This is a genomic window from Pseudoflavonifractor capillosus (assembly GCF_016899775.1).
Taxonomy (GTDB): Bacteria; Bacillota; Clostridia; order Oscillospirales; family Oscillospiraceae; genus Lawsonibacter.
This window is the reverse complement of sequence record NZ_JACJJE010000022.1, coordinates 33933-49867: the sequence shown is the minus strand read 5'-3', so window position 1 is coordinate 49867 and position 15935 is coordinate 33933. Positions and strand designations below refer to the sequence as shown.

18 protein-coding genes and 1 tRNA gene are annotated in these 15935 nt (G+C 64.0%); 11 read left to right on the top strand and 8 right to left on the bottom strand.

Translation table 11 applies throughout. The features are described from left to right. Positions 1–83: 83 nt before the first annotated feature. Together H6B31_RS08820 and H6B31_RS08815 are read right to left on the bottom strand one after the other, a co-directional pair. Positions 84–542 carry a LytTR family transcriptional regulator DNA-binding domain-containing protein gene (locus H6B31_RS08820; RefSeq protein WP_204898177.1) on the bottom strand — a complete coding sequence of 153 codons (459 nt, stop codon included), beginning with the start codon at positions 540–542 and terminating at the stop codon, positions 84–86. Positions 543–751: 209 nt separating this feature from the next. Continuing rightward, positions 752–1180, bottom strand: coding sequence for a CBS domain-containing protein (locus H6B31_RS08815; RefSeq protein WP_204898176.1), 429 nt, complete (start codon positions 1178–1180; stop codon positions 752–754). 201 nt (positions 1181–1381) lie between these two features. On the opposite strand from H6B31_RS08815, the gene H6B31_RS08810 reads away from it, so the two are divergent. From H6B31_RS08810 to H6B31_RS08770, 9 genes are all read left to right on the top strand, one after another. Further along, positions 1382–3160, top strand: coding sequence for a CvpA family protein (locus H6B31_RS08810; RefSeq protein ID WP_243418942.1), 1779 nt, complete (start codon positions 1382–1384; stop codon positions 3158–3160). A 181-nt stretch (positions 3161–3341) separates the two neighbouring features. After that, entirely contained in the window at positions 3342–4514 is a 1173-nt protein-coding gene (gene glf, locus H6B31_RS08805) for a UDP-galactopyranose mutase (RefSeq protein ID WP_204898175.1), read from the top strand. Between the two features lie 128 nt (positions 4515–4642). Further along, positions 4643–5671 (top strand): glycosyltransferase, encoded by a 1029-nt coding sequence (locus tag H6B31_RS08800; RefSeq protein ID WP_204898174.1) that lies wholly within the window; start codon positions 4643–4645, stop codon positions 5669–5671. A 148-nt stretch (positions 5672–5819) separates the two neighbouring features. Beyond that, on the top strand, positions 5820–6641 hold the full coding sequence (locus H6B31_RS08795) for a YhfC family intramembrane metalloprotease (RefSeq protein ID WP_204898173.1): 822 nt from the start codon (positions 5820–5822) through the stop codon (positions 6639–6641). A 50-nt stretch (positions 6642–6691) separates the two neighbouring features. Continuing rightward, the gene (locus H6B31_RS08790; RefSeq protein WP_204898172.1) at positions 6692–7342 is read left to right on the top strand and encodes a MerR family transcriptional regulator; all 651 of its coding nucleotides are present in this window, start codon (positions 6692–6694) and stop codon (positions 7340–7342) included. After that, positions 7326–7589, top strand: coding sequence for a hypothetical protein (locus H6B31_RS08785; protein ID WP_204898171.1), 264 nt, complete (start codon positions 7326–7328; stop codon positions 7587–7589). Before H6B31_RS08790 ends, H6B31_RS08785 begins: the two co-directional genes overlap by 17 nt. Next, on the top strand, positions 7573–7836 hold the full coding sequence (locus H6B31_RS08780) for a hypothetical protein (protein ID WP_204898170.1): 264 nt from the start codon (positions 7573–7575) through the stop codon (positions 7834–7836). Before H6B31_RS08785 ends, H6B31_RS08780 begins: the two co-directional genes overlap by 17 nt. Next, a complete protein-coding gene (locus H6B31_RS08775) occupies positions 7817–8128 on the top strand; it encodes a YbjQ family protein (protein WP_204898169.1) in 312 nt (103 codons plus the stop codon). The genes H6B31_RS08780 and H6B31_RS08775 overlap by 20 nt, the downstream gene beginning before the upstream one ends. A 173-nt stretch (positions 8129–8301) precedes the next feature. Beyond that, positions 8302–8378 (top strand) — tRNA-Arg (locus tag H6B31_RS08770). Here H6B31_RS08770 and H6B31_RS08765 read toward each other — a convergent pair. Beyond that, positions 8356–8706 (bottom strand): pyridoxamine 5'-phosphate oxidase family protein, encoded by a 351-nt coding sequence (locus H6B31_RS08765; RefSeq protein WP_204898168.1) that lies wholly within the window; start codon positions 8704–8706, stop codon positions 8356–8358. The two genes, H6B31_RS08770 and H6B31_RS08765, sit on opposite strands and share 23 nt — an antisense overlap. Positions 8707–8836: 130 nt before the next feature. After that, positions 8837–9901: a nuclear transport factor 2 family protein gene (locus H6B31_RS08760; protein ID WP_243418940.1), complete on the bottom strand. Its 1065-nt coding sequence runs from the start codon at positions 9899–9901 to the stop codon at positions 8837–8839. A 302-nt stretch (positions 9902–10203) separates the two neighbouring features. Between H6B31_RS08760 and H6B31_RS08750 the strand changes: the two genes are divergently transcribed. Next, positions 10204–10545: a winged helix-turn-helix transcriptional regulator gene (locus tag H6B31_RS08750; protein ID WP_204898167.1), complete on the top strand. Its 342-nt coding sequence runs from the start codon at positions 10204–10206 to the stop codon at positions 10543–10545. Between the two features lie 78 nt (positions 10546–10623). Continuing rightward, positions 10624–11322 carry a tRNA (N6-threonylcarbamoyladenosine(37)-N6)-methyltransferase TrmO gene (gene tsaA, locus H6B31_RS08745; RefSeq protein WP_204898166.1) on the top strand — a complete coding sequence of 233 codons (699 nt, stop codon included), beginning with the start codon at positions 10624–10626 and terminating at the stop codon, positions 11320–11322. A gap of 440 nt (positions 11323–11762) precedes the next feature. Here the strand turns inward: tsaA and H6B31_RS08740 are convergent, their stop codons facing one another. From H6B31_RS08740 to H6B31_RS08725, 4 genes are read right to left on the bottom strand one after another with little or no spacing between them, the layout of a single operon-like run. Further along, entirely contained in the window at positions 11763–12362 is a 600-nt protein-coding gene (locus H6B31_RS08740; protein ID WP_204898165.1) for an NTP transferase domain-containing protein, read from the bottom strand. Then, entirely contained in the window at positions 12355–14652 is a 2298-nt protein-coding gene (locus tag H6B31_RS08735) for a xanthine dehydrogenase family protein molybdopterin-binding subunit (protein ID WP_204898164.1), read from the bottom strand. Before H6B31_RS08735 ends, H6B31_RS08740 begins: the two co-directional genes overlap by 8 nt. Before the next feature lie 11 nt (positions 14653–14663). Next, positions 14664–15122, bottom strand: a complete 459-nt coding sequence (locus tag H6B31_RS08730) for a (2Fe-2S)-binding protein (protein WP_204898163.1) — start codon at positions 15120–15122, stop codon at positions 14664–14666. A 3-nt stretch (positions 15123–15125) separates the two neighbouring features. Continuing rightward, entirely contained in the window at positions 15126–15914 is a 789-nt protein-coding gene (locus tag H6B31_RS08725) for an FAD binding domain-containing protein (RefSeq protein ID WP_204898162.1), read from the bottom strand. Between the last annotated feature and the right edge of the window lie 21 nt (positions 15915–15935).

The window sequence follows — 15935 nt, the reverse complement described above, 5'->3', positions numbered from 1 at the left end:
AGATGTGTATAAGAGACAGGCCCCCAGCAGCAGGCCGGCCAGCCCCCCCAGGGCGGCCAGCAGCACCCCCGTTCTCTTCTCGTTCACAGGGACCCCTCCTCTCCCAACAGCGCCTGCTTGATGCGCTTCACATACCGCCGGGACACATAGCACACCGCCGCCCCGTCCCCCAGGGTCATGCGGATGGTCCCCGTGAGGGACAGGTCCAGGGCCGTGATCTTCCGGCTGTTCACCAGCTCCGAGTGGGACACCCGCAGAAACCCCCGGCGGCCCAGCCGCTCCTCCAGCTCATACAGCCGCAGGCGGACGGCATAGACCCCGGCCTCCGTCTGGGCGGACACCCCCTTGCCGTCGGTGTAGAAGCGGTAGACCTCCCCCGGCTCCAGCAGCACCGCCCGCTCCCCCTGGAAGGCGGGCACCGGCCCCAGAAACACCCCGGACAGGCGCTGAACCAGCTCCTGCAGTTCCGGGGTGTCCGCCTCGGCGTAAATCACCGCCCGGGGCTCCTTCCGCCCGGGCTCCAGTCGGATCTCCACCTCCACGGCGCTCCCTCCCCTCCCGATCTTCTTGACCTCAGTATACCCGCCTTTCCCGCCCCCGTCCACACTTTGGGGACAGCCGGTCGTTTTCCCCGCCTACTCGGCGGGCCCCCGTCCGAACAAAGGACACACCCGCCGGCCGGAAACCGCTCCATCCAAAGTGGTTTTCTTGATACAATATAACAAGCAGGCGGCCCAGCCGCCTGCTTCCTTTACCTCCGCACGATATTTTCCGAGATCTCCCCCAGGGCCTGGGCGGCCTCCATGTCAAACCGCTGGCTCCGGGCCAGGTCGGCCAGGGAGATGATGCCCACCAGCTTCCCCTCCTCCACCACCGGCAGGCGGCGGACCTGCTGCTGAGCCATCAGGCGGGTGGCGGCCCGGCAGTCCTCGTGGGGGGAGACGGAGGCGCACCCCCGGGTCATAATGTCCCGCACCAGGGTCTGGGCCGGGTCCTCCTCCGCCGCCACGCACCGCAGGACGATGTCCCGGTCGGTGACCATCCCCCGCAGCCGGCGGTCCTCCCCGCACACGGGCAGGGAGCCCACATTGTGGCGGCTGAGCAGCCGGGCGGCCAGAGCGGCGGAGGCGGTGGGCTCAATGGTGACCACGCTGGGATTCATCAGGTCTTTGATTTCCATAAAAAGCGCATCCTTTCCCAATGTTGTGTCGGTACGCTCATTATACCCAGTGGGCGGAAAAACATACCAACAGGGCCGCCCACGGCATCTTAACTAATTTTTAATGTTTCACCCCTGGAATTCAGTTGCTTTTTGACGGGAAAACAGGTATACTTGTCCCGTTTACAATGCGCGCTCACGCGCGGCAAAGGAGAATGTCACTTGAAACGAAATTCTGACGCAGCGGCCCGGGCCCCCAGGGGCAGGCTGGGCAATGTCCTGCTGAACCTCCTGATTACCCTGATTGCGGGGGCGGTCTACTTCTATGTGGCCATCCCGGCCATCAACCTCCAGTCCGGGGAGTTTTACAGCTTTGTGTTCATGCTGTGCATGATCTACCTGCTGTGCGCTCTGGTGACCTCCGGGTTCCGGGGGAAAAAGGGCGAGAAGCCCTTCCAGCGGGGACAGCTGAAGGAGTATCTCACCTTTATCAAGCAGCAGTGCCTGCCGGTGGGCATTCTGCTCATCGCCATGGTCGTTGTGATCGTAGTGGGCCAGATCGTCTCCCTGCCCATCTTCCGGGCGGGGGCCTACCGGGACCTGCTCACCGTGGAGAACGGGGAGTTCACCCAGGACATCAGTCAGATCTCCTTCAATGAGATCCCCACTCTGGACCGGGACTCCGCCAACTACCTGGGGGACCGGCAGATGGGCACCCTCAGCGACATGGTCAGTCAGTTTGACTACTCCAACAGCTCCACCCAGATCAACTACCAGGGCCGGCCCGTGCGGGTGGCCCCCATCGCCTATGCCGACCTGATCAAGTGGTTCACCAACCGGGGCGAGGGTCTGCCCGCCTATGTGGTGGTGGACATGGTCACCCAGGAGGCCCAGGTGGTCCGCCTCCCTGAGGGACAGGGGATGAAGTACTCCTTCTCCGAGCCCCTGAACCGGAACATTCTGCGCCACCTGCGGTTCCAGTACCCCACGTTCATGTTCTCCACCCCCCGGTTTGAGATCGACGAGGAAGGCAATCCCTGGTGGATCGCCCCCAAGGTGGTCAAAACCATCGGATTGTTCGGGGGCACCGACATCGACGGGGCTGTGCTGTGCAACGCCATCACCGGGGAGAGCCAGTACTACGCCAAGGATGAGATTCCCACCTGGGTGGACAATGTGTACACCCCTGAGCTCATCATGCAGCAGTACGACTACCACGGCACCCTGATCAACGGCTTCATCAACTCCGTTCTGGGCCAGCGGGACGTGACCATCACCACTCAGGGCTACAATTACATCGCCCTGAATGACGATGTGTATGTGTACACCGGCATCACCTCCGCCAACGCGGACCAATCCAACCTGGGCTTCCTGCTGTCCAACCAGCGCACCAAGGAGACCAAGTATTACGATGCCCCCGGCGCCACCGAGTATGCCGCCATGGACTCCGCCCAGGGTGTGGTCCAGGACTTGGGCTATATTGCCACCTTCCCCCTGCTGCTGAACATCGCGGACCAGCCCACCTACTTCATCCCCCTGAAGGACCAGGCCAACCTGGTGAAGATGTACGCCATGGTCAACGTGGCCCAGTACCAGATTGTGGCCACCGGGGCCACCGTCTCCCAGTGTGAGCAGGAGTATATCCAGCTCCTGTCGGAGAGCGGAGTCACCGAGACGGAAGATCTGCCCCAGACCGAGGCGTCCGGCACGGTGGCGGAGATCCGCTCGGCGGTGCTGGAGGGGAACACCTACTACTTCGTCCGCCTGGAGGGGGAGGAGGTCTTCTATGCCCTGTCCGCCGCGGACAACACCACGGCCGTGATCCTCAACGTGGGGGATCGGGTGACCATCACCCACGCCGCCAGCCAGGAGGAGGCCTCCATTCTGGACGGCTATACCCTCACGGTGGAGGGACGGGCCCAGGCCCAAGTCACTCTGCCGGAGCCGGATGCGGCCGCCGGGGATCTAACCGTGGAAGCCGGCGAGGTCCCTGCGGCGTGATGCGCCGCCGGAAGGGCGAGACGGACATGCTCCCTTGTCCCCCGCCCCTGGAGCCGCCGTCTAAAAGAATTTTTAATCTTTTCCAGAGGGCAATTTCATTTCCTTTCCGGAGGAAGTATGGTATACTTGTTATGTATGGCTGGAGAATTTCCGGCTCACCAGAGAAAAAGGCGGGATTTTTTTGAATCAAACATTTGACGCCCTGGTTGTGGGCGCGGGCTTCGCCGGGGCGGTCACCGCCCGGGAGCTGGCGGAGCGGGGAAACCTGCGGGTGCTGGTGCTGGAGCGCCGGGACCACATCGGCGGCAACGCCTATGACTGCCTGGACCAGGCGGGGGTGCTTATCCACCAGTACGGCCCCCACATCTTCCACACCAACAACAAGCGGGTGTTCGACTACCTCTCCCGCTTCACCCAATGGCGGGATTACCAGCACCGGGTCATCGCCAACATCCCCGACGAGAAGAGCGGCGGGCGGATGACCTATCCGGTCCCCTTCAACCTCACCTCCCTGGAGACGGCCTTCGGCCAGTCGGAGGGGCGGCGGCTGGGGGACAAGCTGCTGGAGGCCTATGGCCCGGAGCGGAAGGTCACCATTCTGGAGCTGCGCCAGAACGCCGACCCAGAGATCGCCGCCCTGGCGGACTATGTGTATGAGCACGTGTTCGTCCACTACACCATGAAGCAATGGGGCCAGACCCCCGAGGAGATCGACCCCAACACCACCGCCCGGGTGCCCGTGTTCCTGTCCCGGGACGACCGGTACTTCCAGGACGCCTATCAGGGCATGCCCCTGGAGGGCTACACCCCCCTGTTTGAGAAGCTCTTGGACCACCCCAATATCACTGTGGAGCTGGGCGCAGACGCGCTGAAGCGGCTGGACCTGTCCGGGGAGCAGCTCCGGGTGGACGGGGAGACGTTTGACGGTCCGGTGATCTACACCGGCCAGGCGGACGAGCTGTTTGGCTTCCAGTTCGGCCCCCTCCCCTACCGCACCCTGGACTTCCGGTTTGAGACCCTGCCCCAGGACGACTTCCAGGGCTATGGCACGGTAAACTACACGGTGGACGAGGACTACACCCGCATCACCGAGTTCAAGCACATGACCGGCCAGGTGAAGCCGGGGGTGACCACCATCGTGAAGGAGTACTCCCGCTCCTACACCGGCGCCCCGGAGGAGACCCCCTACTACGCCATCATCAACCCGGAGAACAACGCCCTGTATGCCCGGTATCAGGAGGCGGTGGGCCGCTTCCCCAACCTCCGCCTGCTGGGCCGCCTGGCCGAATATAAGTATTATAATATGGACGCCATCGTGGCCCGGGCACTGGAGCTTTCCGATCAGCTGATTTAATTTGCGGGGCGGAGCCCCGCCCCAAACCAGAGCCCAGCGAAGCGGGTTTGGTTTGGAGAGGAGCCGCAAGGGAGCAGCGCGGACTTTGCGGCGGCGAGGACGCCCCTACAAACATGGAGAAAGAAACTATGGACAAATTGATTACCTTCGCCGTTCCCTGCTACAACTCGGCGGCCTACATGGAGCACTGTGTGGACACCCTGCTCCAGGGGGGCGACGACATTGAGATCATCCTGGTGGACGACGGCTCCACCAAGGACGACACCCCCGCCATCTGCGACCGGTATGCGGAGCAGTACCCGGACATCGTCCGGGCCATCCACCAGCCCAACGGCGGCCACGGGGAGGGGGTCAACCAGGGACTCCGCAACGCCCGGGGGATCTACTACAAGGTGGTGGACTCCGACGACTGGGTGGATGTGCCCTCCCTCCGCAAGGCTCTGGACAAGCTGCGCCAGTTTGTCCGGGACAGCAAGGCGGTGGACATGCTCATCTGCAACTACGTGTATGAGCATGTGGAGGACAACACCCAGCGGGTGATGCACTACCGGAACGTATTCCCCCGGAACCGGGTGTTCGGCTGGGAGCAGATCGGGCGGTTCCGCCCCTCCCAGTACCTGCTCATGCACTCGGTGATCTACCGCACCCAGCTTTTAAGGGACTGCGGCCTGGAGCTGCCCAAGCACACCTTCTATGTGGACAACATCTTCGTCTACCAGCCCCTGCCCTGGGTGAAGAATATGTACTACCTGGATGTGGACCTGTACCGCTACTTCATCGGCCGGGCGGACCAGAGCGTCAACGAGAAGGTGATGGTCACCCGGGTGGACCAGCAGCTGCGGGTCACCTACCAGATGATCGACTCCCACGACCTGCGGAAGGTGGCTGCGGAGCACAAAAAGCTGGCCCGGTACATGTTCAACTACCTGGCCATGATGATGGCCATCTCCTCCATCTTCCTCACCATCGCCAACACCCCCGAGGCCCTGGGCAAAAAGACCCAGCTGTGGGAGTATCTGCGCACAGTGGACGCGGGGATCTATCACAAGATGAAGTACCGGGCGGTGTCCGCTTTCACCAACTTCCCCGGCTACCAGGGGCGGAAGCTGTCGGTGCGCCTCTACCGGCTGGTGCGGAAAATCTACAAATTCAATTAGTGGATCAAAGCGCCTGCGGCAGCCGCTGCGGGTGCTTTTTTACAAAATCATAACCTTTCCCCTGGGGGAAGGTTGAAGATTCAAAACTTTTTCTTGACCTTCCGCCTTCTGGACGGAGTATGCTCCTCTCCGAAAGGAGTGAGGCGAAATGCCGGAGAGCTGGAATGTGTCCTATGCCGCAATGGCTGTCATGGCCCTGGTGGGCCTGTTTACGGTGGTGTTTCCCCTGGAGCTGGGGCTGGTGTTTTGGAGGAGATGCGGGGGCCGCTGGCGGTTCTTTCTGCTGGGCTGCGTGATCTTCCCCCTGTTTGCCCTGACCCTGGAGGGGGGCGTCAACCGGGCGGTCCTGTACGGCCCCATAGGGGACACTATCACGGGAAACCTGTGGCTGTATGCCCTGTTCGGCGGGGCCATGGCCGGCATCTTTGAGGAGTGCGGCCGCTGGGCCGCCTTCCGCCTGACCAGGCGCTGGAGCCGTGGGCCGGAGGACGCCCTCATGTACGGAGCGGGCCACGGGGGCATTGAGGCCGCCCTGCTGGCGGGGAGCATGATGCTCAACAACCTGCTGGTCTCCGTGGCCCTGAACCGGGACGGACTGGCGGGGGTGGAGGCCCTGATGGGCACGGGCCCCCTGTCCGACGCTCAGATCGCGACCCTGGTCCCCCTGGTCACCGCCCCGGCGGGGATGTATCTGTGGAGCGGCTTTGAGCGGGTGGTGGCCATCGCCATCCACCTGTCCCTGTCGGTGCTGGTATACGCGGCGGTGCGGAACCGGTCGTGGAAGGGGCTTGTGCTGGCCATCCTGCTCCATGCAGGGGTGGACGCCTGTGCCATTTTGACCTCCGCCTGGCTGCCCATCGCGGGGGTGGAGCTGGCGGCCCTGATCTGGGCCGTGGGCCTGGTCCTGCTGGCCCGCCGGGCCTATGCCTCTCTGCGGCTTTCAGGACAAAAAATCCCGGAAATCACTTGACTTTCCCCCAGGTGGAAGGTCTATCCTATCCACAAGAGGAGGATGCTTCGGTGAAGATCAACGAGGTAGAGGCCCAGGTGGGCATCACCAAGAAGAACATTCGGTTTTACGAGGATCAGGGGCTCTTAAAGCCCCACCGGAACAGTCAAAACGGCTATCGGGAGTACGGCCCCCGGGAGGTGGAGCAGCTCAAGCAGATCAAGCTCCTGCGAAAGCTGGGGGTCCCTATCGAGGAGATCCGGCAGATGCAGTCCGGGGCCCACACGGTGGGGGACGGCATGCGCCGCCACCTCATCAGCCTGGAGCGGGAGCGGCGGAACCTGGAGCACTCCATGGAGCTGTGCCGCACCCTGAAGGACCGGGAACAGCAGCTGGACGACCTGGAGACCGATGAACTGCTCTCCCAGATGGAGGTCATGGAGCGGGAGGGCACCACCTTCCTCAACCGCCAGCGGGAGGACACCAAGCGGGTGCGGTATGTGGCTCCGGCTGTGGTCACCGTGCTGACGGTGCTGCTCATGGCCGGGCTCATCGCCCTGATGCTCTATGGCTTCGCCTTAGAGGAGGACCCGGTCCCCATGCCTCTGGTGGTGGTCCTGGTGGCCATCCCCGGCGTAGTCATCTTCGGGGTGCTGCTGGCCGTGGCCCAGCGGTTCCGGGAGATTGAGAAAGGAGAGGCGGACGATGCCAAACAATACTGATCCCAAGCGCCCCAGCCGGATCACGCCGGTGTTCGTGGCCGTCTGCGTGATCGCGGTGGTATTCCTGATCGTGGGCAGCATACTGCTGGCCTTCCTGACCATGGGAGGCGCCAACGCCTTTGCTCTGGGCTTCGTGGCCCTCTATGTCCTGGCGGGAGCGGCGGTGATCGGCGGCGTGATTGCCGCCACCATCCAGCGCCTGCACGAGATCAGCGGAGGGGAGGAAGAGGATGCCAAACGATATTGAACAAAGACGCCGCAGCCAAAAGCGGGAGGCCGTCCAGGGGGTGCTGCTGTTTGCCGCCCTGCGCCTGGCCTCGGTGATCGTCCTACTGTGGAGCATCTCCCTGATCCCAGAACTTCCGTGGCTCCAGGTCATTTTGGGAATCCTGACGCTGATTGTGGGCGTTCCGGTCCTCTTTGTGTGGCCTATCTTGAAACAGCGCTTCCAAGAAATCGAAGGAGGAGAATTTGATGCTGCTGCTAAATATTGAGTACGTCCCCGGAAAAGAGATCGAGGCCCTGGGTCTGGTGAAGGGCACCGTGGTCCAGTCCAAGAATTTCGGCAAGGATTTTATGGCCGGGATGAAGACCCTGGTAGGCGGTGAGATCACCGGCTACACTGAGATGCTCATTGAGGCCCGCCAGATCGCCACCAAGCGCATGGTGGATGAGGCGGAGGCCCTGGGGGCGGACGCGGTCATCAATGTCCGCTACGGCTCGGCCTCGGTGATGCAGGGGGCCGCCGAGGTCATCGCCTACGGAACCGCAGTGCGCTACAAGTGACTCGGTTCCCACCCGCTCCCTGCTCTCTGAAGCGGGTGGGAACCGCACCTCGGGCCGGGCGGCAATCACGCCGCCCGGCCCGCTTCTGTCATTTCCGCCGTTGACAGACAGCCCGGAACCGGATAAAATAATACGGTACCCATCCGCCTGTACCATAGGCCGGATACCCATATACCCCCGTAGCTCAGTTGTATAGAGCGACCGCCTCCTAAGCGGTAGGCCACCAGTTAGAGTCTGGTCGGGGGTGCCAAAAGGAGGGCATCTGCATAGCAGATGCCCTCCCTCTCTATTCTGCGGCAGCGGCGTGCCGGATGGCCGCCATGAAGAATATTGTTCTCAAACACGGCCTTGCCGCTGAGCCGAATCCAGGCGTAGGTGGGGCTGGACACGGAGATCTCAACGTCGGGGTTGGCCTGCATGTCCTTGTAGACCTCCTTGGTGCTGTTGGTGCAGAACCACAGCTTGCCGTCTTTCTCCCCGGCGAACATGAAGGGGCGGCACTTGGCCTTGCCGTCCCGGCCCACGGTGGCCAGGTACTGGACCGGATTCTCATTCAAAAATTTCACGACTTCGTTCATGATAAACTGCCTCCCAAGGTTTTTGCAAAAAGGTGGATTGCCTCTTGTTGCCCAAATTGTAGCGCGGTTTTTCCCTTTTGAACAGTACGCACAATCTTGTGGCATAGTTACCATTTGGTAACGATATCCCTTAAAACTTGCCGTTCCGGTTCTGCCAGGTGGAGGGGTCGGCGATGGTCTCCATCACGTCCCAGTGCTCGGCGATCTTGCCGTTCTCCACCCGCCACAGGTCGTAGTAGCTGGTGGGCGCGCCGCCGTAGGTGCCCTCGCTCACCGCCAGGACGTAGTTCCCCTGGGCCAGCACCATGTGGGTCTCGTCGTAAATCATCTGGATGCCCTGCTGGGCCAGGGCGGACAGGGCGGCGTTCAGGCCGGATACGCCGTCGGCGATGGCGGTGTTGTGCTGGAGATAGGTGTCGCCGTCAAAGTAATCGGCCGTCTTGTCCGGGTTGTGTCCCTGCATCACGTCGTAGAGGAAGTTCTTCACCAGCTGCCGGTTCTCCTCAGTCTTGTCCAGGTCGGTGATCTCCATGGCACCGTCGATCTGAGTGCGGCCGGAGGGGTTGGGCTGGTCCGCCAGCGCGGCCAGGTTGTCCCAGTGCTCGGCAATCTCCCCGTCCTCGTCAAAGCGGAAGATGTCAAAGGCCACCTGCTCCCCCGCTCCGGCGAAGTTGTAGACGGTCTGGAGGAACACATAGTCCCCGTCCTCAAAGGCCCGGATGTTGTTCACCGTGGTCTTGACCGGAGCGGAGGCCAGGTACTCCACCGAGCCCAGGAAGGCGGCCTCCCCGGTGCCGTAGGCCAGGTTGTGCTGGATGTAGTTCTCGTCCAGCAGGCGGGCGGCGGTCTCGGTGTCGCTGGTGGCGAAGGTGCGGATGAGGGCGGTGGCTTTTTCAATGTTGGTCATGGCAGGTTCCTCCTTGTCGGTGTTGGTGTTGGGATTGGATTGGGTCTGCTCCGTCTCCGGAATGGTCAGCTGCTGCCCCACATAAATCAGGTTGGGGTCCCGGATAGCATTTTGGTTGGCCTCATAGATCCGGTTCCACTGGGTGCCGCTGCCCAGCTGCTCCTTGGCGATCTTCCACAGGGAGTCGCCTTTCTGCACGGTGTACGAAGCCGCCCCGGCCGGAAGGGCCATGGACAGAGACAGGGCGGCGGCCAGGGTGAGCACCCCTGCTCTCTTTGCGTGTTTCATGCTGTGATGCTCCTTTTCGTGATATCCCGGCGGGGATCTCCCGTCCTTGTGACTGCATCATAGCGCACCCAAACGTCTTTGAAAAGTACGCACAATCTTGTGGTATAGGCACCCAGACGTAACTTTTGGACGGTTACCAGCTGGAAACTTTTACGCCGCCCAAGGCTTTGCGGGCCCGGGCGGCGCAGAAAAAATTTTTTGAGATGATAGAGACGGCACAGCGCCTTGACGCGGTAAGGAGGCTTAGGATATAATTAAGCTATACATCCCAATCAGAACCTATGGACCAAGGAGGGACTCAAATGTCAACTGCGGCCAAAGAACTCCCCGCCTGCCCGGTGGAGACCACCCTCACCCTCATCAGTGACAAGTGGAAGGTGCTGATCCTCCGGGATCTGATGCCGGGGACCAAGCGGTTCGGCGAATTGAAGAAGTCCATCGGGACCGTGAGTCAGAAGGTGCTCACCGCCCAGCTGCGGCAGATGGAGGAGAGCGGCCTGCTCACCCGGAAAGTGTACCCTGAGGTCCCGCCCCGGGTGGAGTACACCCTCACCGAGCTGGGTTATAGCCTGAAACCCATTCTGGACGCCATGTGGAACTGGGGGGAGGCCTACAAGGCCCGCAGCGGGCAGGACCACGCCTGAGCCCGTCCCAGAGGCAGGGCGCCCCATTCTGCCCGCATCCAAGAGACACATCCCATTCCGCACAAGGGAGGTAACCCCATGGCCCAGCAGCATACCATTCAGGTGATCGCCCATATCCGCAGCGACTTCCACACCAAGTTCGGCATTCCCCGGCAGAGCGGCCTGGTGGACGCCCTGCGGGCCACCGTGGTCTTTGAGCCGGAGTACCGCAATCCCGACGCCCTGCGGGGGCTGGAGGGGTTCAGCCACATCTGGCTGATCTGGCAGTTCTCCCAGGCGGTGCGGGACGGCTGGTCCCCCACGGTGCGGCCCCCTCGCCTGGGGGGCAATACCCGCATGGGGGTGTTCGCCACCCGCTCCCCCTTCCGGCCCAACCCCATCGGCCTGTCCTGCGTGGCCCTGGAGGGGATTCAGCGCCACCCGGAGTGCGGCCCGGTGCTGCTGGTGCGGGGGGCCGACCTGATGGACGGCACCCCCATCTATGACATCAAGCCCTATCTCCCCTACGCCGACTGCCACCCGGAGGCGGCGGGGGGCTTTGCCAGCCAGCCCAAGGAGCCCACCCTCCAGGTGGAGATTGCCCCGGAGCTCCTGGCCCAGGTGCCCGAGGAACTGCGGGAGGCCCTGCTGGGGGTGCTGGCCCAGGACCCCCGCCCCCAGTACCAACACCGGCCGGATCGGGTCTACGGCCTGGAGTTCGGCCCCCTGGAGGTGAAGTTCACCGTGGAGGGGGAGCTTCTGACGGTGCGCCAGGTCCAGAACAGGCGGCGCGGATAGCCGCCGGAGGAGAGGGAAGCCGCGCGCCATCCCTCCCGCCGCGGCGGGCGCCGCTCTCTCCTACTTCCCCGCCCAGACTCAGGCGGGGGCTGTTCCTCAGAGGTATTTTCACAGACTCTTTTCACATATGAAGAGGCCGTCCGCAGCGCGGACGGCCTCTCAGCTTGTCAAAAAAGCCCTCCTGCAAGGAGTTCCGTCGTCCGCAGACGACGGAATAAGATCTAATCTCGTCATTTTCGAGGACATGTGCCTCGGAAATGACACCTCTCACGAAATTTTGACCGACAATTTCGCAAGAAATCGAGGTTGAAATTTCGTGCAGCCCCATTCAAAAAAGTGACTTTGCCACTTTTTTGACAGTCTGAGAGGCCGTCCGCAGCGCGGACGGCCTCTTTTTGCTTCTCTCTGCCCCGCCCTGTCCTTGGGCGGGCATGGTCAGATCACTCTGTGCCCCAAAAAGTTTTTCCCCGCTCCGGCGGGGTGTCCAGGTCCTCCAGCTCCCGGAGGGAGCCCGCCTGAACCTTGACGCAGGCCGGCCCCAGCTCCCGCAGGATGGGCCGTCCCCCCTGGTCGCCGGTGAGGGCGCACAGCTCTGGGAGCAGCGCCCCGGAGAAAAAGGTGGGACTGCCCACCCGCTCCCCAAAGGCAACAGTGCCCCCCGGCACACCGGGCCGGGCCGCGTCCACCAGCCGCAGGAGGGTGTCCGCCTCCAGCCAGGGCTGGTCGGCCACGGCGAAAAAGAGGAAGTCCTCCCCGCTTACGTGCGGCAGGGCGTCCAGGGCGGCCCGGATGGTGTAGGAGATGCCCCCCACGCTTTGGGGGCTGTCCACCGCCCGCACCCCGGCCGCTTGGGCGGCCTCCAGGATCTGGGGATAGCGGGAGACCACCGTGAGCTCGCACTGGGGCCGCAGCTCCACGGCCCGACACAGGGTCTCCAGGCCGTAGGAAAACAGGGGCCGCCCCTCCAGGGGGTAGAGCAGCTTGTTGCCGCCGAACCGGCGGCCGCTCCCCGCCGCCAGGTAGATGAGGTGCTTAGCCACGGTTCTTCATGCCCATCAGTACCTTCTCCGGGGTGATGGGCAGCTCCCGGTGCCACACGCCGGTGGCCCGGAAGACCGCCTGGGCGATGGCGGGGGATGGGGTGTTGATGACGATCTCCCCGATGGACTTGGCTCCAAAGGGGCCGGAGGGCTCATAGCTGGGGGCGAACTCCACCTTCAGGTGGCCCATATCCAGCCGGGTGGGGATCTTGTACTGGAGGAAGGAGTTCTCCAGCAGGCGGCCCTTTTCATTGTAGGTGACGTCCTCAAACAGGGCCATGCCGATACCCTGGACGATGCCGCCCTCGGTCTGGACCCGGGCCAGGTTGGGGTTGATGGGGGTGCCGCAGTCCACCACCGCCGCGTAGTCCAGCACCTCCACCGAGCCGGTCTCCTTGTCCACCTCCACCTGGGCCATGCCCACCATAAAGGGCGGGGGCGAGACCGGGGAGGTGTGGGAGCTGGTGGCCTGGACGGCGATGGGGTTGCCGCACATGGATTTGGTGGCGATCTCAGCCAGGGCGACCTCTCCCATGCCGTCCAGCCGGCGCACCCGGTCCCCGGCGAACTCCAGCTCCCCAGCGGAGCAGTCCAGCATCTGGGCGGCAATGGCGCAGATCTGCTCCTTCAGCTGGGTGCAGGCCTGCTCCACCGCCTTTCCGGTGACGTAGGTGGTGGAGGAGGCGTAGGAGCCCGAGTCGTAGGGGGAGGCATCCGAGTCCGCCCCGAAGACCGCGATGTTGTCCACGCTGCACTCCAGGCACTCGGCGGCGATCTGGGCCAGGATGGTGTCGCACCCGGTCCCCATGTCCGCCGCGCCGATGGACAGGTTATAGAACCCCTCGTCGCTGAGCTTGATGGTGGCCGAGCCCACGTCCACCCCGGAGATGCCGGAGCCCTGCATGGCCATGGCCACGCCGGCGGCCCGCACCTTCCCGTTGCCCATGTCCCGGACGGGGAACTTCTCCTCCCAGCCGAAGAGCTCCTTGCACCGCTCCATGCACTTGTCCAGGGCGCAGGCGCTGGCGGGCTCGTTGTAGTAGGCGGGCATGATCTGCCCCTCCCGGACCATGTTCTTCTCCCGGAGGGCCACCGGGTCCATGCCCAGCCGGTCGGCCAGCTCGTTCACCGCCGACTCCACGGCAAAGATGCCCTGGGTGGCCCCATAGCCCCGGTAGGCCCCGGCGGACTGCCGGTTGGTGTACACCACGTCGTAGGCGAAGCGGAAGGCCTCCAGGTTCCCGGTGTACAGGGGGATGGACTTGTGGCCGGACAGGCCCACGGTGGTGGGGCCGTGCTCCCCATAGGCCCCCGTGTTGGACAGGGTGTACACGTCCAGGGCCCGGATGACGCCATCCCTGGTGGCCCCCAGGCGCACATGGACCTCCATCTCGTGGCGGGGGGAGGCGGCGATCTGGCTCTCCTCCCGGGAGTAGATCATCTTGGCGGGGCGGCCGGTCTTCCAGGTGACCAGGGCGGGGTATACCTCGGCCACCACCGTCTGCTTGGCCCCGAAGCCGCCGCCGATGCGGGGCTTCTCCACGTGGATCTTGGACTTGGGGATGTCCAGGGCGTTGGCCAGGATGCGCCGCACGTGGAAGACGATCTGGGTGGAGGATACCACGTGGAGGCGGCCGTAGGGGTCCATCTCCGTGTAGGTGCGGAAGGTCTCCATCATGGCCTGGTTGCAGGCCTTGGTGTGGTACACCCGGTCCACCACACAGGGGCAGTCGGCCAGAACCTGGTCCACGTCGCCGTCAGAGCAGGTCTCGCTGGCGCACAGGTTGCGGCGGTTGTCCGCCCCCACCGGGCACAGGGAGCGCCAGCTGTCCTCGGGGTGGACGAGGATGGGGCTGTCCAGGGCCTCATGGGGGTCCAGGACGGCCTCCAGCACCTGGTAGCGCACCCGGATCAGCTTCATGGCCCGGTCCACCGCCTGCTCGGTCTCTCCGGCCACGATGGCTACTGCATCCCCCACAAAGCGCACCCGCTGGTCCAGAATCAGCCGGTCGTAGGGGGAGGGCTCCGGGTAGGTCTGCCCCGCCATGGTGAACCGCTTCTGGGGTACGTCCCGGTAGGTGAAGATGGCCGCGATGCCGGGGACCTTCATGGCGGCGCTGGTGTCGATCTCCTCAATGAGGGCGTGGGCGTGGGGACTGCGCAGCACCTTGACCACCAGGCAGTCCCTGGGGGTCACGTCGTCCACATAGGCCGGCTTGCCCAGCAGAAGGGCCATGGCGTCCTTCTTGCGCACCGGCTGGCCCACGCTTTGGTATGTCTTCCCTTCCATGTCGTCCCTCCTCATCCCTGTCTCTTGTAATCCAGGTAGGCCCGGATGCCCCGCAGCTGCCCCTCGTACCCGGAGCAGCGGCACAGGTTGCCCGCCAGGTAGGCCCGGATCTCGTCGTCGGTGGGGTCGGGGTTCTCCCGCAGCAGGGCCACCGTATTCATCACAAAGCCCGGGTTGCAGAAGCCGCACTGCTCCGCCCCCTGGTCGGCGATGAAGGCGGCGAAGTCGGCCGCCTCCTCCTGAAGGCCCTCCAGGGTGTGAACGGCATGGCCGTCCGCCCGGGCGGCCAGCACCGAGCAGGATAGGACGGGCTTTCCGTCCATCAGCACGGTGCACAGCCCGCAGTTGGCCGTCTCACACCCCCGCTTTACGCTCAGGCAGCCCTGGCTCCGGAGAAAATCCAGCAGCAGGGTGTCCGCCTGGACCGAGGCGGTCACCGCCCGGCCGTTCAAGGTCAGTTTGATCTCCATTGTTTACTCCCCCTCCATGGCCAGCAGGCCCCGGCGGACCAGCACCTGGCAGATCTCCTGGCGGTATTGGGCGCTGCCCCGGAGGTTGCTCCCGAACCGGAAGCGCCCCGCCGCCTCCCGGGCAAAGGCCTGGGCCCCCTCCGGGGTGATCCCCCCGGCCAGAAGCCCCTGCCTGTCCTCAAAGGGCTCCGCCCGCCCGGGCCGGGCCCCCACGGCGCACAGCGTCCGCCCCTCCCGCCGGGACAGGGCGCAGGTGAGGACGGGAAAGTCGGTGGCGGTGTTCCGCTGGGACAGATAGACCACCCGCCGCTCCCCCTTGGGGATGATCACGTGGGTGAGGATGTCCCGCTGCCGGGGGGCGGCAGCGAAGTCCGCCAGGGACTGCTCCCCCCCGTGGTAGAGAACCACCCGGGCCTCCAGGGCCAGCAGCAGGGTGAGCACGTCGGAGAAGCCGAAGCGGCCGAAGACGCTCCCCCCCACCGTGGCCAGGTTCCGGAACTGCACCCCCACGATGTGGCGCACGCTCTCGGCCATGGCCCCCTGGGTCAGCCGGTCCAGGCCGGGGTGGAGCTCCAGCTGCCGCAGGGTCACCATGGCCCCCAGCCGGTACTCGGAGTCGGTCTCCTCAATCTGGTCCAGCCCCAGGCCGGACAGGTCGATGGCGGTGTCCACGCGGTTTCGCTGCATTTTCAGCCAAAGCATGCCGCCCAGAACCACATTGTTTTTCTTCTGACAGAGCGCGTAGGCCTCCTCCAGGCTTTCGGCTCTGACATAATTTTGGATCGTCAGCACAGCATTTCCTCCCTGCTTGTC